Annotated in this window: 16 protein-coding genes; 5 read left to right on the top strand and 11 right to left on the bottom strand. The window is 39.9% G+C overall.

Annotated elements, in window-relative coordinates; translation table 11 throughout:
- Positions 1–61: 61 nt before the first annotated feature.
- The 7 genes from LC454_RS21240 to LC454_RS21270 all read right to left on the bottom strand — a co-directional run bounded on the left by LC454_RS21240 (position 62) and on the right by LC454_RS21270 (position 10,675).
- Positions 62–4,906, bottom strand: a complete 4,845-nt coding sequence (locus LC454_RS21240) for a DNA repair ATPase (RefSeq protein ID WP_223584459.1) — start codon at positions 4,904–4,906, stop codon at positions 62–64.
- Between the two features lie 20 nt (positions 4,907–4,926).
- Positions 4,927–6,360 carry a serine hydrolase domain-containing protein gene (locus LC454_RS21245; RefSeq protein ID WP_223584460.1) on the bottom strand — a complete coding sequence of 478 codons (1,434 nt, stop codon included), beginning with the start codon at positions 6,358–6,360 and terminating at the stop codon, positions 4,927–4,929.
- An 80-nt stretch (positions 6,361–6,440) separates the two neighbouring features.
- A complete protein-coding gene (locus LC454_RS21250) occupies positions 6,441–8,555 on the bottom strand; it encodes a flotillin family protein (protein WP_223584461.1) in 2,115 nt (704 codons plus the stop codon).
- 103 nt (positions 8,556–8,658) lie between these two features.
- Positions 8,659–9,381 carry an OB-fold-containig protein gene (locus tag LC454_RS21255; RefSeq protein WP_223584462.1) on the bottom strand — a complete coding sequence of 241 codons (723 nt, stop codon included), beginning with the start codon at positions 9,379–9,381 and terminating at the stop codon, positions 8,659–8,661.
- 11 nt (positions 9,382–9,392) lie between these two features.
- Entirely contained in the window at positions 9,393–9,590 is a 198-nt protein-coding gene (locus LC454_RS21260) for a DUF4177 domain-containing protein (RefSeq protein ID WP_223584464.1), read from the bottom strand.
- Entirely contained in the window at positions 9,574–10,281 is a 708-nt protein-coding gene (locus tag LC454_RS21265) for a PspA/IM30 family protein (RefSeq protein WP_223584465.1), read from the bottom strand. The genes LC454_RS21260 and LC454_RS21265 overlap by 17 nt, the downstream gene beginning before the upstream one ends.
- Positions 10,282–10,285: 4 nt before the next feature.
- Positions 10,286–10,675, bottom strand: a complete 390-nt coding sequence (locus LC454_RS21270) for a YbjN domain-containing protein (protein WP_223584466.1) — start codon at positions 10,673–10,675, stop codon at positions 10,286–10,288.
- A gap of 91 nt (positions 10,676–10,766) precedes the next feature.
- Here LC454_RS21270 and LC454_RS21275 point away from each other — a divergent pair, with 91 nt between their 5' ends.
- The 3 genes from LC454_RS21275 (at position 10,767) to LC454_RS21285 (ending at position 12,641) form a co-directional block, all read left to right on the top strand.
- Positions 10,767–11,426 carry a helix-turn-helix domain-containing protein gene (locus LC454_RS21275; RefSeq protein ID WP_223584467.1) on the top strand — a complete coding sequence of 220 codons (660 nt, stop codon included), beginning with the start codon at positions 10,767–10,769 and terminating at the stop codon, positions 11,424–11,426.
- Positions 11,427–11,502: 76 nt separating this feature from the next.
- The gene (locus tag LC454_RS21280) at positions 11,503–11,955 is read left to right on the top strand and encodes a hypothetical protein (RefSeq protein ID WP_223584469.1); all 453 of its coding nucleotides are present in this window, start codon (positions 11,503–11,505) and stop codon (positions 11,953–11,955) included.
- A 287-nt stretch (positions 11,956–12,242) separates the two neighbouring features.
- The gene (locus LC454_RS21285) at positions 12,243–12,641 is read left to right on the top strand and encodes a hypothetical protein (RefSeq protein ID WP_223584477.1); all 399 of its coding nucleotides are present in this window, start codon (positions 12,243–12,245) and stop codon (positions 12,639–12,641) included.
- A 64-nt stretch (positions 12,642–12,705) separates the two neighbouring features.
- Here the strand turns inward: LC454_RS21285 and LC454_RS21290 are convergent, their stop codons facing one another.
- A complete protein-coding gene (locus tag LC454_RS21290; protein ID WP_223584479.1) occupies positions 12,706–13,101 on the bottom strand; it encodes a single-stranded DNA-binding protein in 396 nt (131 codons plus the stop codon).
- 186 nt (positions 13,102–13,287) lie between these two features.
- On the opposite strand from LC454_RS21290, the gene LC454_RS21295 reads away from it, so the two are divergent.
- Positions 13,288–13,650, top strand: coding sequence for a hypothetical protein (locus tag LC454_RS21295; RefSeq protein ID WP_223584480.1), 363 nt, complete (start codon positions 13,288–13,290; stop codon positions 13,648–13,650).
- 155 nt (positions 13,651–13,805) lie between these two features.
- Here the strand turns inward: LC454_RS21295 and LC454_RS21300 are convergent, their stop codons facing one another.
- The gene (locus tag LC454_RS21300; protein ID WP_223584482.1) at positions 13,806–14,387 is read right to left on the bottom strand and encodes a helix-turn-helix domain-containing protein; all 582 of its coding nucleotides are present in this window, start codon (positions 14,385–14,387) and stop codon (positions 13,806–13,808) included.
- 421 nt (positions 14,388–14,808) lie between these two features.
- Between LC454_RS21300 and LC454_RS21305 the strand changes: the two genes are divergently transcribed.
- Positions 14,809–15,315: a tetratricopeptide repeat protein gene (locus tag LC454_RS21305; RefSeq protein ID WP_223584483.1), complete on the top strand. Its 507-nt coding sequence runs from the start codon at positions 14,809–14,811 to the stop codon at positions 15,313–15,315.
- 174 nt (positions 15,316–15,489) lie between these two features.
- Here LC454_RS21305 and LC454_RS21310 read toward each other — a convergent pair whose 3' ends face one another.
- Both LC454_RS21310 and metE read right to left on the bottom strand, forming a co-directional pair.
- Positions 15,490–17,025, bottom strand: a complete 1,536-nt coding sequence (locus LC454_RS21310; RefSeq protein WP_223584284.1) for an IS1182 family transposase — start codon at positions 17,023–17,025, stop codon at positions 15,490–15,492.
- Between the two features lie 136 nt (positions 17,026–17,161).
- On the bottom strand, positions 17,162–19,474 hold the full coding sequence (gene metE, locus LC454_RS21315) for a 5-methyltetrahydropteroyltriglutamate--homocysteine S-methyltransferase (RefSeq protein ID WP_262903127.1): 2,313 nt from the start codon (positions 19,472–19,474) through the stop codon (positions 17,162–17,164).
- Positions 19,475–19,523 lie beyond the last annotated feature (49 nt).

The following is a 19,523-nucleotide window of genomic DNA, read 5'->3' on the forward strand; positions in this document are numbered from 1 at the left end:
TATAAATTATTTTTCTCCATTGGTTTGGATAGACCAATGGAGAAAAATAAAGTTTATGGTTTTAGTTCTTATACTCCCGAATAGCCTGAATAATACCTTCCAGATTTTCATTGAAGTCCAGTAGCTGACCGAATACTTTATCGTCTTTGGCAAGTCCACCGTGTTTGTTGTTCTTGCGGAAGATTTCCTTGATGGTTTCCCAACGTTCCAGTTCAACAGGGTTTATCAGCTCGGCAAGCTCTTTTAGTTTTAAGAGATTGCTTTCGGTATCCGCTGTGAGTGTCTGCGATTCGCTCTCATAGTGCGCAAGAAGAACCTGATCAATTTCCTGCTCATTCATCATCGGTACCACCTGTGCCACCAGTTTGCTCATATTCCGATAGGATCCCTGCATTTTGAATGGTGGTTCGGTACGGTAATTATCCTGCATCGCTGCGCTCTGAATATAATTCTGATTCACTTTGATCACGACATTTCTGATTTTCAGTACATGTCGCAGCACCGCGATAAAGTCATCAATATCCTGTTTCAGGTAGTTGCCTTCTAAGTCGGGTAATTGATCCATAACAGACTGTGCATAATTGACCAGGGCATAGAAGTCGTTAAACGATTTGCTTGCAATCTTTTCGAGGTAACTGTTTTCAATCGCCGCATTTTCGATCAGACTGAGGTTGAATAATGCTTCAGTATCACCGATCACATCTCCCAGATTGTACACATCGGCACGGTTGGCAAGCATGTCGGGAATCTGAAATTTGGAGCCGCTTTCTGTGTATGGATTTCCGGCCATTACGATGCAGAAGCGCTTGCCACGGAGGTCATAGGTCTTGCTCTCGCCCTCAAATATGCCATCAATCTTACGCTGACCATCGGCAAGAGAAATGAATTTCTGTAAGAATTCCGGATTTAAGTGCTGGATATCGTCCAGATACAGCATGACGTTGTCAGCCATCTCAAATGCAAGATTGATCTTTTTCAGTTCTTCCCGTTCTCCGGATGTTTTTGCTTCAATCGGATCAATGGATGTAATGGAATGACCAATGGTCGGGCCATTGATTTTGACGAAATGTAAGCCCATCGTTTTGGCAAGATATTCCATTAAAGTGGTCTTACCGTAACCCGGAGGCGATATCAATAGAAGCATTCCCATACGGGCCGTACGCTTGTTGTCGCCTGCGGCTCCCAGCTGTTTGGCGAGGTTATTTCCGATCAATGGGAAGTAAACTTCGTTGATCAGCTTATTACGGACAAAGGAGGTCAGTACTTTGGGCTCAAACTCACCGATCTTTAGTTCTTTGGCATAGGACTTCGCAAGCTGTTCCTTCAGTGTGGAGAAAGCCACAAAACGAGGTACATTATACTCACTGAATTGTGCCAGACGTGCTAAAAACTCATGATATTGGATATGTTCCTCCCCATTGTTCAGGATCGCATGATTGCCTTTTAATCCGCTGATATGTGCTTGGTCTTTTGCTATGATCAGGTGATAGTCATGGGTCGGATAAAGCAACAAGATCGCTGCTTCCTCAATATACTTACGTAGCTTAAGATATTCCGGATGTTCGTCCACGAAGGAGTTGAGCCAGTTTAAGGTCAGGTAAAAGCGATCTACCAAGCTAAATTGTTCGTTCTGAATATCCGCTTCAAATAGCTTGTAACTTTTCTTGGATTCCAGCAATCGAATAAAAGCCTTTTTCAGTTCATCGGACTGTTCGCTGACGACAAAGGTATTGTAGCTTGTAAACGTCTGAAAAAGGTACGTCGCCAGGTCACGGCCATGAATGGTGGAGCGATCCAAATGTGTCTCCCATGCATTGAATAACTTGGTCAGTTCATCAATGACCGACTGGTAACGATTTGAATTTGGAAACGTTTTTAATATTGTGTACGTCGAGTATATCAGTGCCAGCTGCTTTGTCCGTTGATCATCCGAAAGGGATTGCCAAAATAGCTGAGCCATTGTGCGCAAGAGGGGATCATAGCGAAGCAGATCCAATTTGCTGTCCAACTGTTTGACCGTATCATAAATCAACAGTGCATCCACATTGTGAACTCCTTTGACATAACCTTCCGAATAACTTTGCTCCACGGTCTGTGTGATAAATAATGCGGCATCAAAATCTTGTTGTCCTTTTGAAGCAATGAAAGCTTTGTATGCAAGATATTCTGCACGATAGACTTCCTTATTTTCAGAGACAAGTTCCTGATCCCAGATGTCCTGAAAACTGTTGATTTCCTCGGCCTGCACCTTTTGATAGAAACTTGTCCCGGTCAAGTGGAAATACAGTTCATCATTTCTGCGCAGCAAGGTCAGGCTGAGGGATTGACTATTGACTGCAAACTTATGCTTGCCCAATGCAATGATATTTTCGCCATCAACAAAGAGATCATTTTTGTCGCGTAAAACGCGTAAGGCATCTTCCTGTGATTTCTTTAACAGATTTTCAAGGTTTTCTGCTTTTGAGACATCCTGCAGTGTTTTTAGCTCCTGTACCAACTGTCTGATCTTGTCGATCATCAGATCCGAGGCAAAGAAGCTGAGGATCTCTTCCCGTGTTGCAAATGTCTTGGATTTGTTTTCAACGTTTTTTAATACACGAAGACCGATCTGTTCGAGCGAAGAGGTACGCTTGTTGATCTGTTCAACGATTTGTTCCCTGCGGGAATTAAAAGCCTTGATAACCTCATCACGTTTGTCCGCGATCTTAAGGGCAAAATCTTCAAATTCAGAAAATTTACTTTCAAGTTCTTCCAGCTGAACGATGACTTTTGTGTAATACTCGTCTACCTTTTCGGTTGTCGTTGACAGTTCGAGGTAGTTGGTTACGGATTGCTCCAACAGAGTCAGCTGCGCAGAGAATTCGGCTATTGCTTCCGTACTCTTCAATGAATTGAGTTTTCGCGTAAGCTGTGCACGCACTTCATTTAAGGAGGAGAAGATAACCGAAATCTTCTCAATGATTTTGGTTGTTTGTGTGGAGTCGTCAATTTTTAGACTATTGAGGATATCAATCAATAGTTCCAGTTCGCTTGAAATGGCTGAATTGGCTTCCTCGATTGCTTTGGCATCATAGACCTTAACTATGGCCTCCACATTTTTCTTCTGCTGTTCCACCTTTTGTTCGTAAGGAAGCAGGGCCTCGTCACGTAGGAGAAAAGCAATGGTCTTTTCGGCCAGTTCGGAGGTGATACGCTGTAGTTTTTCCAATAGGCTATCTATCCTGACCGTATCAATATATTTTACATTTTTAAGGTCGATGATTTCACCCTGGAGACGACGGGAGTCGGCCAATTGGTGGACGAGCTGATCGAGTTTGTCCACAATGATACTATTGATGGAGAAGGAGAGTTCTTCCATCTTCTTTTCTGCTGCTAGATTTAATTCTGCAGCATGTTTGCGTTGTGTCTGTACTTTGACAAACTCATCAATAGCGGTATTGGCGACTTCCTTGATCTGTGTTAATGGCTGGCCAAGATTTGATAAAGCGTCATCTTTTATCCAGAAATAGGAATCCAATAAAACCGTGGACTTTTTGAGGATATCTTCGTATAAACCTTCGTAGCTGTCCTCTTTGTTGATCAGCTGTATAACCTCCTGAGCCTCGGCCATCGCCTGCACGATCTGTTTATTGCCTACTTTATAAAGGGGATCATCTTTCTTCTGCTCATTTTCTTTGAGCATGGCCATATAGGGCGTTTCCCAGATCTGCACCTGATGATGTCTGGTGGCTTCCGCCTCGGTGCGGAAATAAATTAAGCTACCATCTTTGAATAGGGTAAATCCATTGCAGATTATCGGGGTCTCGACATGCTGCTGAATGATGTTATATGACAGTAGGATATAAGTATTGGTTTCCTCCTGACAGAATATATACAGAAAATCTTCACCATTGGGGGAAGCTATCCTACGCAGGAACGATACATGTTCAAACTGGGCGTCAAAAACCTTATGTGTACCATTTTGTAAGTAGTATCCATTGGAAAAAATAATCCCTTGATTGTCCGGTAACAATATTGCTGATTCATTCAGTGATTTGAGGTTGATTACTTCCTTCGTCCGTTGGTTATAGACAAAGGCCCTGAAATCTTCCTGGTAAGGCTTGATACGTACCGCAATAAGATTGCCGAGATCTGCATAGTAATAATCGGCATCGTCCAATTGTTGGTCTACATTGACCACTTTTTCGGAATAGATCCCTTTGCCACTGTCTGTATTGTTTTCGATCTTGAAGGTGATGTCGCCATTGATCGCCTCAATAAAGATCTTATCCATAATGGATATATGGGGATATTTTCCCAGTCGACGGTCTTCGAGCGTTGTTTTTGTCCAGTCAAATTCAAATTGGTTGGGCAATTTGACTTCATGGATGCTGCGGTCATCTTGATACTGGAGCTTACCATCTTTGATTAACCATTTGAATGCTTTGAGGTCAGCAGGATTTTTGCTGGTCTGAAAGATCATGTACAAATAGTTCTCCGTCCTACGAAATTTGGAGAATATGGAGTCCCTATAGTATTTATATAGATTTTGATAATCTGAGATAAAATTTTGATCGTTGATCAGGTCGAGGGGCTGCGGAATAAATTGATTATTCTCAAATGCATAAACACTGAAAACATCTTCCAGCTTGATCTCGGTACGCAGTCCAAAATGCACGTTATACCCAAAGATACATTGATTATCCAAGGCCAGAATGCCGCGGGCAACACAGTTGTTTTCTGTGGTAATCCGTTGATTGGCTTTGAGGACAAAGCTCGTTGAATTGAAGACTTCTTTACGGGCTTCATTCAATTGTAGGAGCTTGGTCGCTAGTTCTTCTTTTTGTGTAAGAAGTCGCTTTCGGATAATCTCATATGCACCTTGGTCAAGGCTGTCGTTCTGATTTATTACGTTTTCTTCTGGCATAAGTTCCGCTAGTTCTTGACTTATTTAACTTTATTGAATTTTAATTCCTGACCATTTTGATACAACGTCAGCGCTGTGATCTGATCATTTTCTTTGCTGAATTTCAGCACGGCTTGCACTGCCGTATAAAATAACTCTAAATCATTCTTGGGATAGACTTCAATGGCTGATTGTCCCGATAACTGGGCAAATAGATTACCATCATCGTTCGCGGTAATTTTAAACTTCAATTCAGGTTGTTTTGTGTATTCATATGTGCCCAAGAGCTGTTTTATCTGAAACTCCATAAGTATGATTGCTCCCGTTAATTTTTCACGTTCAATAACTGGAGCTTTTCTTTTTTGAAGAATTGCATTAACAGTTGATGTCAATGGATATACATCAACTGTATTCCATTTGTTCATTAAAGCGATGAAATATTTTTGTTCTTTAAAATCTCGAATGTTGATCGTTTTATAGCCTGGGTATCCCCCTGTGTGAAAATGCATCTTGCTTTCACTGTTGGTGCTGTCGGTAAAGAGCCAGCCAAAACCATAGTACAAACCTGCCATTTTAATGGATTTGCCATTATTGAGCGTATCGACAGAGATGGCCTTCATGAAATTCTGACGCGTTAATAACGTATTGTTTTGGATAGCCTGGTTCCATTGGAATAAATCTTGAGCTGTACTGCTTATTCCATAGGGCCCACTTCCGCCATCAAAATAAGTTAGATAGCTAAATGCAGGAAAGTCATCAACATTTTTGAAGCTCTTGGTCTTCGCATCATAGGCCATTCCTTTTGCGTAGTTTTTAAGGTTGGCATTGGGTGAACGCGCCGAAAATACAGAGGTATTGTTCATCCCCGCAGGTTTGAATATATGCTGCTGCATATAGGAAGCAAAAGATTGCCCAGATACTTTTTCTACAATCAGAGCCAGGAGTAGGTAGTTCGTATTTGAATAAGCGTATTGATCACCTGGCTTAAAGGAGGTGCTGTCAATCTTTGTCTCAATTATTTTGAGGAAGTCCTGATTTGTATTTATTTTTTTCTTATCGATCCATTGCTGATCCCATGCCAAAAATTCCGGTATTCCCGAGGTATGGCGCAATAGATTTTTAATACGGACATTTTTGAATTTTATACGCGAGAAATATTTGGTAATATCATCTTCATAGGAGAGCTTGCCTTTTTCTTCCAATTGCATAATGGCCATAGCAGTAAACTGCTTACTCACCGAGGCCAATTCAAAACGACTATTGCTATTTATTTTTTCCGTTTTTGCAGGGTTTTCAAAACCTATATATTTCTCAAAAACAACTTTACCACTGTCGACTACCAAGAATGCTCCGCTGAATTCACCGTCCTGATTCAAAGATTGGAATAGTGAATCCAATCGTTGCTGAACTGTCTGAGCAGTTACCAAGAGGGTATTTAAGCCCAGAAAAATAGAAAATAGGACAAAACGTATCATGTGATTGCTTTGGTTTTTGGGATATTATCTTGAGCCTGTTAAGATTTGACGCTTTACAAGGCTCAAGATGATGAATATGGTTACAGCTTTTTATTGGAAATGCCTAGGTTTTTTGCCAACCCAAATAGGGAATTGATAAAACCTGCATCTTCACCGTTCTCGGCGTCTGTAGCTGCTTGCTGCAATTTGATCAACGCCGCAGAAACTGTTAAGTTCTTGATATCATTGGATGAGATCCCATATTTATCCGCTAATCCACGCACTTTTTCAGTAAGATCACCTTTTCCGTCTGGGCCCAATAGCGAATTTTTAATATCAGTCGCATGTTTCGAATTGTCAATCAGATGGTCAAAACCTTTGGAATTGGATACCTGACGTACAATGTTTTCGAAAAACATGGTTTCACCTCCGACGATGTCAATCTTCGCTGTTTTAAGTGCCTCGGACAATACACCGGCCTGTGCTTGTGCAATATCTTTTTGGATATTGATTTGTGCAAGTTCGATGTCCCGTTCTTTTTGTAACTGTAATTTGAACTCTTCGTGGTCTTTACCCACACCATCCAGTTTTTTCATGGCTTCGGCTTTTTCTTCGATACCTTTCGCTTCGGCAAGTGCTTTTTCACGAACAACGTCCGCTTGTGCTAAACCTTCTTTGCGCATGGCTTCAGCTTTCTTCTCAATAACATTTGCCTGTACAGTGCCTTGCTTCTCTTCGGCTTCGGCTTTTGCGACCATTACTTCGGCTTCCGATAAACCTATTGCGGCTTCTTCTTTCGCTTGAGCTTCAGCTATGATCTTACGGCTTTCGGCCTCTTTGAGTGATGCTTCTTTTTTCGCTTCGGCGTCTATTAATAATTCCTGTGCACGCTTTTCAGCGATCTTACGTGCTGCTTCAGCGTCAATCACTTTTTTCTCTGCTTCTTGTTCTGCAGCAATTTTCGCTGCTTCAGCAGCTTTTACTGTGGAAATTAATTTCTCTTCTGCTTCTTGTGATGCTGCAATAACGCCCGCTTGTTTCTTCCGTTCTACTTCGCGGAATACTTCAATATCTTTGACTCCTTGTTGTTCTTCGATAACACCTTTTTCTAATTGGACGCGTTCTTTGATTACACCCTGGATACTTTTCTTTTCGGTCTCAATCGAACGTTCTTTGTCAATCTGAGCCAAAGTGACTATACGCTCACGCTCTGTCTGTTCCAGTGCACGGTCTTTTTCCACACGTTCTGTTTCGACAGCATCCGTACGTTGCTTGTTCTTTTCGGCGATGATTATCTGACGCAGCTTATTTTCTTCCTGTACAGCCAACTGCTCTTCGGTCGAAATTCGGACACTTTCATATTTCAGGCGCTCTTCCTCACGTACTTTTGCTATCTCTGCTTCTTCGCGGGCTTTGATATTATCGATTTCACGTTTTTGTTTTTCTTCTTTTTCGGCAAGTTGACGATCCAGTTCTAAAATCGCCTCACGTGCTTCTACGTTTTGTTTTTTGATCAATTTCTCTTCGTCACGACGGATGAAGTTGGCATTGATATTTTGTTTTGCTGTCAGTTCGGTGATTTTCTTGATACCTTCACTATCCAGGATGTTGCTGGGATTTAAGTGTTCGATATCTGTCTGCTCCAGATAGTCGATCGCACAGTCATCAAGGATATAACCGTTCAGGTCGGTACCAATGATATTGAGGATTTCATCACGAAATTCGCGACGGGCTTCATACAATTCGATAAAATCGAATTTCTTACCTACGGTCTTTAGCGCTTCAGAAAATTTAGATTCAAAGATGCTTTTTAAAGTCTCAGGCTCACTTGCACGGTCACAGCCCAAATTCTGGGCAACGTTGATCACATCATCCACATTTTTGTTGACACGGACAAAGAATGCCACCTTAATATCTGCACGGATATTATCTTTACAGATCAATCCCTCGCTTTGCATACGGGCAATCTCAATTTTTTTGATAGAGATGTCCATGATCTCCATTTTGTGGAAAACAGGGACGACATACATACCCTTATTGAAAGCAACTTTTGTCCCGCCGACCCCCGTCCGGACAATCGCTTTTCCCTGTGGGATTTTTTTATAGAATGCACTCAGTACAACAAAGAATGCAAAAATTAGAAAGACAGCTAAACCGACAATTAGCAATATAATTCCGTTTAAGCCACTTAAAAATAAAAGAGGTTGATATAGCATATGATTAGTATTTATTTAGATTTTAGTATTTAAATATGAGTATTTAGATTTTGCTTGCGTAAGCTTTTGCGCTGACAGGGCACTTCTGTTTTGCTCATCAATTTTAAATATTGTCTATGGTGATTTCCTTGGTGACATAATAATATTTTTTGTCCTTGGATTCGTCCACGATAATGACATCATCTCCATAGCCGATCTTTTCACCATTATGGCTCACGACATTGAGACGGATAGGGTCTTGTTGGATGATAAATTCAGCAGAACCTACTTTTTTGCCTTCAATACTTGCGCGCATTTTTCCCATGCGACCCAGGAAGTCATGGCTCTCTTCGCCATTATAGCCAATATTTTTAAACATTCTTGCGAGCGGTTTGGTCAGAAAATGCATTAAGAAAAACGTAACGATAAAAACAGGAATTAAGATCAAGACCGATTTTATTCCCCAGGATGCGACGTCAATATACAATGAAGATACAATGGTAATCACCCAGCCAATGAATTTAAACATGGTGACAATAAGCATAATCGGCACTTTTCCGACATTGATATAATCCATTGCCTTGGCAAAGAAGCCCGGTTCAGTATGCGTATCGGAGTCTGTATGATGGTGTGGGTGATCTGATCCGTCGGTGTTCATACCATGCGAGCCATCTACGTCGCCGACATCAGGAGTAGGATGAAGGTCTACATCTGCGTCCGTATCAAATAGATGTACACCATCGCCCATGAGAAACATAAAAAACCAATACACTACAGAAAGTCCTGTAAGGACAGTCATGATGCCATTTGATAATGGATTGAATAAGATATTGATTAATTCTGTCATTGTATTTTCTTTTAAATTTTTTCTCGTTTGAACGTGTAATGAAACGACCAAGAGTGGCCATTGACTTCAAGATCTTGCATTGTGACCAATTCCCAGCCCTGATTCCCTAGATCATTCAGGATCTCGTCGATTTTGTCCGGATCCAATTTGGTTCCCCAGAAACCTTTGGGCTCGATTTTGACTGTTTTATACTCAAATCTCCGCATCATTATTTAATTTTCGTTTTAACTCTTCCAGTTCACTGTTGACGGAATCCGAACCACCGATGTTCTCATTGATTTCATCTATCCTACTTTTGTTGCCCGTCGCGATCTCACCATAGGCTTTGGCCAGAGCCTCATCCTCTTCGACCTTTTCTTTCATGCGTTCCAACATGGAAATGGTACTGTTGGAATCAATATTAGCAAGTTGTCGATTGACCATTTTGGCTGCATTGGATACTTTAACCCGTGCTTTTAAGGTTGATAACTCACTTTCCCATTTGGAAATATTGAATTTAAGTATATCCACATTCTTGTGCAACTCTTCCGCAGAGCTTTGGTGGATTGTCGCTTGTTTTTCCAATTCGGTGGCTTCGATCAACAATTGCTTTTTCAGTAATAGGGCTTCTTTGGCTAAGCTTTCTGCTTTTTCAGTAGAAAGTTCGCCTTTTTGAGCCTTTTGCAATAATAAAATGGCTTTGTTTTCAAAGTCATTGGCCTCTTCTTTTTTCTTTTCACAGTTATTCTGCGTACGTATGGCTAGCGCTTTTACTTTTGCGTAAGCTTCCAACGATTGCTCTAGGTCTTCTTTCATCTCACGGATACCTTGTTCCGTCATTTTGATGGGGTCCTCCATTTTGTCCACTACAGCGTGGATTTCTGCTTGACCGATTCTGAAAATTCTCTTAAAAATATTCATTATTCTATAATTTTGAAAAACTTATTAACTGATTATAATATTCGCTGATCAAAAGACTGAGCGAATTAATGGCAGCATCAAATTCATTTTGATCGAGATTATGTATTTGCATGGTATATCGGAATATGACCTTTTTGCCATCCTCTGTCAAGGCAAATCCGCCATGGATGATATCTCTATTTTTGATGAGCAACGATTTGAACATGTCCACGTTTTCGTTGTTTAGGGTAAATAGGTACTGCTCGAAAATTATGATAGGCTGCGCAATACCCACAATGAGATTGCGAATACCATCATCTTCGTTTTCGATAACAAAAACACCTTCTTTTTCATCTTTATGAGTGATGTTATAACCGATATTGGCGATATAATTTTCAATTTTTGAGAAGTACATAATCAAGTTTTTTATATATTGCACATATTCTTTGCATAAAGATAGTGAATTGCAAAAATATTTTGCAAGAAAAAATTAATTTTTTTTTAAAATGAGTAACGTCGGGAATAATATTAAGAAGCTGAGAAAGGTGAAAGGATTGAGTCAACAGGCTTTTGGAGATGTTTTTAATCTCACTAGAGGTAATATTTCATCTTATGAAGAGATGCGCGCTGAACCAAAAATCGAGATTGTTTTGAAAATTGCAAATTATTTTGGCATTCCTGTGCAGCATCTAATTGAAAAAAATCTATCCGTTAATGAGATCCTCAATTTTAACGATTATTTTCAGCCCGATATTCCTACATTAGGTGGCAAACGATTGTCGCAGGTTCCGCTGTTGGAAAGGGAGGCATTATTAGATGCCTGTACTTATGTGTCAAAATTGAATGAACTTCCGGTCATTGAATTCCCACTACAGAGCCGTAATCGTTTTATTGCGATAGAGTATATGGATGCGATACCAGTTCCGAGTGATTTTGCTGTAACAGCACAGGCGATTCTATTTTTTGAAGAAATTGATATTGAAAGCTTACATACACTAAATAATGCCTTTGGACTGTGTTTTTCGGCAGAGGAATTCTTTATTGGGAAATATACCATGGCAGAAAGAGAAATAAGCCTGGTGTTAAACGCTTGGAAAAAAGCCGACTTTGTGTTGGCCGAGAAGGGAAACTTCTGGAAATTGTATGGTAAATTTGAAAGAATATAGACTTGCATTGGTGGTCGGGACAAAACACGAGCTCATTTATACCGATGAGACCAACACTTATCAATAATTTATACAAATGAAAAAACGGATCTTATTTGTCCTTTTGATATCATTCCTTGTTTTTATCAGCTGTCAAAACAATCAGTCTAATAAAGCGAAAAGCGACCAAATACCTGAAAAACCAGCTGTAGAGAAAATTGAAAATTCAGCTAAGATGGGCGAGAAAACTGGTTGTTCAACAGAAAAGGCGATGAAATTAATCTTGGCGCTGAAAGAGGTTGAGGAAAGCAAAAGAAATTTGGATAGCTTGACTGATCACAAAGCCAATATCTCGTTTATGATCGATAGTTTGAAACAGGATGGAAAGGAATTGTATTCCCTTACCGCCGGATATAATAGTGAAGTAAGATTTGAACCCTATTATCATTTCTATTTGGACAAGAGTGACTGTAAGAATATCCAGATCCTGGACATCGTTTCTGGAGAATATTTTCCTTTGGAGACTTGGAGAAAACAGAATCGTGATTAAAGCTATGGTTTTGTTACAATCGAAGACTATTTCAATCATCGGAGATTTAAATTTAAACGCATGGAAAAGAGAAAAACTGAGCTTTTTTAATATTTATTTGTTTTGTGAAAAAAATATATTTGGATTATAAATTAAAATAATCCAAATTTAAGTTGGTAAATAATTTTAATTTATTATAAACTTATTCGTTTCATGAAACCATCACGATTTATTTGACCTCTCTGCGGGGTGAATAAATTTGATAGCTTCATCACAATTTAAAAAACAAATTTATACAGATGAAAAAAATGGTATTATCTGCGGCAATTGCTGCACTTTTCTTTGCTTCTTGTAACAATGCAGACAGCAAAAAAGTAGAAACAAAGGATACAGTCACCACAACTGATACTAAGGGCGGTGTTGCACAGACAACAACGACAGAAACAACTACGACTACTGCAGTGCCAAAGTTTAGCTCTCCAGAAGCACAACAGTTGGCAGACGATTACACAAAATATGTGAATGAATATGTTGCTGCTGCTAAAAGTGGAGATGCGACTAAAATCCAGGAGTTAGCTGGAAAACAACAGGAGTGGGCTACAAAAACAGCTACTGCTCTTACTAAATTAACTCCTGAAGATGCAAAGCTATGGACAGAGTATGCTCAAAAGCTAGCGACGGAGTTAACTGCGAGTGCAACAAAATAATTTTTTTGATATAAGACAGAAAGTAGGACTGCGTTAGGAGTCCTACTTTCTTTTTATCCCTAAATTAAAACGGGAGTTCATCCTCATCCTCCTCTTGTAGTACAGGTATTTCCTCGTTTGAGCAAGTTTGATCCGATAGAATCAAAAAGCTGTCAACTTTGATTTCGGTAATATACCTTTTTACCCCATCAGCATTTTCATAGTTACGATAGGTAAGTTTCCCTTCAACCATCAGCTTGGTCCCGCGACTACATTTCTTTTCAATGGTATTGTTTTGCTTACCCCAAACAACAAGTGTATGCCATTGTACTTCTTCAACCCATTCACCTGCTCTGTTTTTGAAAAGATCATTTGTGGCAAGTCGTAAAACAGTATAATTTGTCCCTGTTGAAGTGGTTCTGATGATAGGATCATTTCCTAAATGACCGATTAATTGTACTTTGTTACGTAATGTGCTCATTTTGTCTAATTTTTAAATGTTTCTAATAATTCTTATTTTAGTTATAGGCCATAACCTCCAATGGATGTGGAATGACCTTGAGCAAAGATGAAAAGGAGAGGGGATATTAATCGTCTGTTTACCATTTGTATTCGACTATAGTCGGTTGTAACCGTTTGTTGTCGTTTAAATTTCATATTGAACACTATGGAAAAAGTCTGTTTGGAATGTGGAGAAAATATAAGAGGAAGGTCGGATAAGCGCTTTTGTGATGACTCTTGCCGAAATACATATAACAATAAACTGAATAGCGATCAAACTAATCTGGTTCGCAATGTGAATAATATTTTGCGTAAGAATCGCCGTATTCTCATGGAAGTATTAAACGGGGAGGAGAAAGGCATGCTGAAGGTACAGCGGGAAAAGTTAAAAAGACTGGGATTTGATTTCAAATTTCACACACATACAATTACGACAAGTAAAGGTCAGACTTATAATTTTATTTATGAGATGGGATATCTGGCTTTAGAAAAAGACTTGATATTGGTTGTGAAAAAAAATCCGTTATAATATTTAACAACAATTTCTCCTCAATGTCACCGCTTTCCCTCTTTATCTCTTCTGGGAAATGTCCTTCTGATTTTCTGAAACCTATTCATGCAACCGTGTTTTCAGCTTGCTCGAATCACGAATTTCGATTCGAGCAAATTGAATACCAGTCATTCTTAACTTACATCGGATCCTTTAATTCGAAAATAGTTTACTGCTGTGAAAGTAATAATCACGACATAATAGCATACGGGGATTAGAAGAAAAAGCCAGCTGTTAAAGATGTAATTTAAAGATGAAGGCAACTCAATTTTTAAAAAATCTGCTGCAAGAATATAACCTATAAAGGCGCCGAGAAATAAAAGACCGGTGGCATGTATGATGATGATCTTTTTTAGATGAATGCTGTATTGGGCATCTTTATTTTGCTTGGTGTAGCCCATAATGGCTGGGACCAATAGGCCTAATAGGGGGTTGACCAGAAATGTTAGGGAAGCGAGGTAAAGAGCCTTTATGCTTCCACTTTGGTTTTTGTCGATACTGATTTGATTTACATTTGGCATAATTAATTGTTCTAAAGGAATTTCTAAAATCTGACTGATTTGCCTTAAACTGAAACCACTGATCTCTTCTGTCCCCTTTTCGATTCGTTGTACTGTTCTTAAAGATAGACCGGCTTGATTGGCGAGATCCTGTTGTGTCAGTCCTCTGAGCTTTCTAGATTGTTTGATGAGTTGATTTACTGTTTGACTTTCCATGAAACGAAAATGATCAAAAGGTTGATGATTTTAAAAAAAACGATATGACAATAATATGCCAATGTTATAACGTATTTGTAAGTTGTTAATAATCAAATATTTTGTAATTTGATAAATATTTTGAATCTTTGCAGCATAATAAGGTATTAATATAAAATAAAAAAACGGAAGAATATGTTTGCTATACTAAAAACCCCAGCTTCGTCCTTAAAGAAGAGTCTTGGGCATATTCTCCGGAATACCGCACTCTCTTAATCTTCTTTTCCGGACCAATTTTGGCATTTGTATGTGACATCGGATTGTGATGTCTGTATTGCCACGCGATCATTTGAGATGATCTAACCGATAAAAGGAAATGGCATCTGTGTGGCTAGAGGTAGCCGCAAGAAGCTCAATACTCATGTAATGTTTTAAAAAAACGATGAATTCAGTGAATAAATATGTTCTCCAGGCCTTGGATAATTATCCATATTATCTGGAGGATACGCTAGAATCCTTATCCTATGCCTTGTCATACGATGAATCCAATACGATGGCATTGTGCCTAATGGGGCGGGTCTATGCGGAGCAGCTGTTTGATTATGAACAGGCAAAGAAATATTTTCAGGAAGCTCTAAGCCATAATGTGCATGCTTTGGAGGTGTATCCTTATTTTATACAGACCCTGATAGACATGGGGGATTACGAAGCGGCAAAGAAAACCATCAAATATGCGTTGACATTGCCGGGGATGTCCCTGGCTGTAATCTGGATTAAGAAGGTGCTGCTGCTTGAGAAATTAAAGAAATACAAAAAGGCTTTAAAAATCCTCAAAATGGCTAAATTGGATAATCTGAACAGCGATCTGTCCACGATCATAAAGTCTATTGAAGATCGGATTAAAGGAAAATTGGAAATGAATAAGACGGGCAAAAAGCGAAGTAAATAACTGACGAAGACGCTCGATTCCGGATAAAGTATTCAAAAAAAAAAGGGGCCGTATCAAAATAGCTATTTTGATACGGCCCCTTTTTTTCGTTATCGCTATGATCTTTATTGAGTATTTTCTTAAGATGGGTTTTTAGGTTCATAGAACCAAATAGGGGTCGAAAGCGGCCTTTTTTTAGTCTGCCTTTTTTCGGATATTTTGTGCGATAGCCAATAATCCCCATTCTATTGACACTTTTTCTTTCCCACGGAGCATAAACCGGCGGAACCCATGGTTCTGTTTGATATTTCCGAAGACCGATTCCACATCGTGACATCGTTGCTTTCGTTTGGCAATCCCAGGCTCACTGCTGAGCAGCTCCCGCGCTCTGGCTTTTTGTCTGTTGAGGTTTTGGTTTACCTGGATAATCCTGTTGGTTGTACTTTTGTGGCAGGCTCCATTCAATGGACAGCCATCGCAGTTTTTGGCCTGATATTTCCTGAGCTGCTGTTCAAACCCGGTTGATGTTTTTTGTTTAAAAACACCTATACACTTCATCTGCTGACCCATCGGACAGATATAGCAGTCCTGTTCACTGTTATAAAACAATTTGTCGGCAGAAAACGGATTTTTATCCCTGTTGCTTCCTTTTTGCCCTTTATCGAATGATGCGTATTTGATATAAGCTGCTGTTTCTTTGTCCTGCAGAAAAGTATAATTTTCCTCACTCCCATAGCCCGCATCCGCGGTAAGGCTATCCGGATAGCTGTCGTAGCTATGTTCATGCTGGGCCAGATGTACGGGCAATGTGCTGGTATCAGTAGGATTTGAGTGGATGGTAAAGTTGACAATGAACTGATTGGAAGTAGATATCTGTATATTGTAACCCGGCTTGAGCTGGCCATTGTTCATATGGTCATCTTTCATACGCATGAAGGTTGCATCCGTATCAGTCTTGCTGTAACTGTTTCGCTCCCCCAGCACAGCCTCCTGCTCCTGGTACTGCGCTATCTTGCCCGGATAATTCTTGGTGGCATAACGCAATTTCGCCCGCATCTTTTTATTCACCCAGGGATTCCCCTCCAGCACAGCATTCAGTCTGTCCACAGTGGCCTGAACTTTATCCCTGTCAATTTCAGTCAGGTCCGGAGGTTCAGGAAGCTCATCCTCATATTTGGCTACGCTCTGGGCATAATCCCATATTTCTTTTAATGCTGCCCCCATCTTCTGCTTATTGGTCTGGATAGCCTTTTTCCATACAAAAGTATACCGGTTGGCATTCGCTTCGATCTTGGTACCATCGGTATAGATATCTTCTATGCTCAACAACCCTTCATCAGCCAGTAATTTAACGACTTCTTCAAATACACTGCGTAGGGCATCCTTTAAACGGACCCCACGAAATCTGTTGATGGTATTATGATCCGGAAAACTCATCCCGCTCAGCCACATGAAGTTGATATTTTCCCGACAGGCCGTCTCCAGTTTGCGGCTGCTGTAAACATTGCTCACATAGCCATAAACCAGCACTTTCAACAACATCTGTGGATGATAACTAGAACTGCCCTTTATTTTATAGGCATCCAGGAGCCCCTGTATATTGATACGGTTGATAACATCGTTTACGATCCGTACAGGGTGCGACCTGGATACCAGTTCATCCAGTGTTGGAGGAATCGCCATGATCTGGTCCTGGTAGTAGGGCTTAAAAACTGGTACGCGCTTGGCCATAAATGTCTCTGATATTTTATATAAAAATACTGAATATCAAATATTTAAACAATAAATAGAAACCGAAAAATTGAATAAAAGAAAGGGGCTATCTCACATTTTTGAGACAGCCCCTTTTATCAATATAGTTTAAGAATTATTCTGCTCTTAAGATTTTCGCAGCTTCAACCATAGATTCTAAAGCAGCTTTAGTTTCAGGCCAAGCACGAGTTTTCAAACCACAGTCAGGGTTAACCCAAAGTTGTTCCGAAGGAACTACTGCTTTTGCTTTGCGCAATAGGTCTACCATCTCATCTTTGCTTGGTACGCGTGGTGAGTGGATATCGTATACACCAGGACCGATATCGTTCGGGTATTTGAAATCACCTGCAAAAGCATTCAATAATTTCATTTGAGAACGTGAAGTCTCAATTGTAATTACGTCAGCATCCATTGCTGCGATATCTTCGATCACGTTGTTAAACTCAGAGTAACACATGTGTGTGTGGATCTGCGTATCATCCTCTACATTAGATGAAGACACACGGAATGCACGTACAGCCCAGTTTAAGTAATCTTTTTGATCTGCTTTGCGCAATGGTAATCCTTCGCGGATCGCTGGCTCATCGATCTGAATGATTTTGATACCTGCTTTTTCCAAAGCTTGTACTTCGTCTAAGATCGCCAATGCGATTTGGTAAGTTGTTGTTGAACGTGGTTGATCGTTACGTACGAAAGACCACTGTAAAATTGTAACAGGACCAGTCAACATCCCTTTAACCGGACGATTTGTCAATGATTGAGCGTATGATGACCAACGTACAGTCATATCTTCTGGACGGTATACATCTCCGTAAATAATTGGAGGTTTCACACAACGTGAACCGTAGGATTGTACCCAACCGTTTTGTGTGAATGCATATCCAGCTAATTGCTCACCGAAGTATTCAACCATGTCATTACGTTCGAACTCACCGTGAACCAATACGTCAATATCCAATTGCTCTTGAAGACGGATTGTATTTTCTGTTTCTTCAGCAATCGCTTTATCGTACTCTTCTTGTGTGATCGATCCCTTTTTCAGATCAGCTCTCCACTTACGCACATCTTTTGTTTGTGGGAAAGAACCGATTGTTGTCGTAGGGAACGCTGGCAAGTTGAATTTCGCTTGTTGTGCCGCTTTACGGTCAGCAAAAACTGATGTACGTTTTGCATCATCATCAGTAATGTTGCTGGTGCGTGTTTTAACTTCTGGTTTGTGGATCAACGGAGAAGTACGACGGCTTTCTGCTGCAGCTTTGTTGGCTTCGAAACGTTTTGTTGTTTCTGCATCAACTTCACCTTCTGCTAAGACGGCTAGATCTTTTACTTCCGCTAATTTCTGTTTTGCAAATGCTAACCAGTTTTTAACTTCAGCAGGTAATGATTGCTCATTGTGCTCATTATCTAAGTCAAAAGGAACATGCAATAAAGAGGAAGAAGGAGCAATCCAAACGCGGTCTTTGCCTAATGCATCAACTGCTTGTTTGATTTTAACCAATGATTTTTCGTAATCGTTTTTCCAGATGTTACGGCCTTCAACAATACCTAAAGATAATGTCAATGAAGCTGGAACTTTAGCTAAAACGGTATCCAATTGGTTTTCTCCACGTACTAAATCCAAGTGTAATGCATGGATCGGTAAGTTAACCGCGATATCTTCGTTGTCTTTTAAAGCTTCGAAGTAAGTTGTCGCGATCAATTTGATGTTTTTGGCAGCAGCAGCCAATTTCTCAAACGTAGGTTGGTATAATGCTTTTACTTTTGCATCTAAATCCAAAGCCAAGAAAGGCTCGTCGATCTGAACATATTGTGCTCCAGCTTCTGCCAATTTAGACAAGATTTGCTCATATACAGGAACTAATTTGTCCAATAGGTCGATACGGTCGAAACCAGCTTCTTTTTCTTTACCGATCAAAAGGTAAGTGATTGGACCAAGTAAAACTGGTTTTGTCTCAATACCCAATGATTTTGCTTCGTTGTATTCATTTAAGAACTTCTCAGAAGTCAATTTAAACTCTTGATCTTTTGTGAATTCAGGAACCATATAGTGGTAGTTGGTATCCAACCACTTTGTCATTTCCATTGCAGTCACATCGATTCCCTCTTGTTGGAAACCCCGCGCCATTGCAAAATATAAGTCTAAGCTGTAGTTGCTGTCTACTTTATTCAATAAAGAATGGTAACGAGCAGGAATCGCACCAACAGTAAGGGTTAAATCCAATACTTGATCGTAAAAAGAGAAGTCGTTGGAAGGGATCAAATCTATTCCAGCATCTTTTTGTGTTTTCCAATTGCCTTCACGAATTTTTTTTGCTGTGTCCAATAATTCCTCAACAGAAGATTTTTTAGCCCAATAGGCCTCATTGGCTTTTTTCAATTCGCGGAACGCGCCCACACGAGGGTAACCTAAATTGTTAGTCAATAACATAATAATGTTTTTAATATTTCTTTTCAACTATATTTCTTGCTAGAGAGAG

Origin of the sequence: Sphingobacterium sp. GVS05A (assembly GCF_019969845.1) — a bacterium.
Classification (GTDB): Bacteria; Bacteroidota; Bacteroidia; order Sphingobacteriales; family Sphingobacteriaceae; genus Sphingobacterium.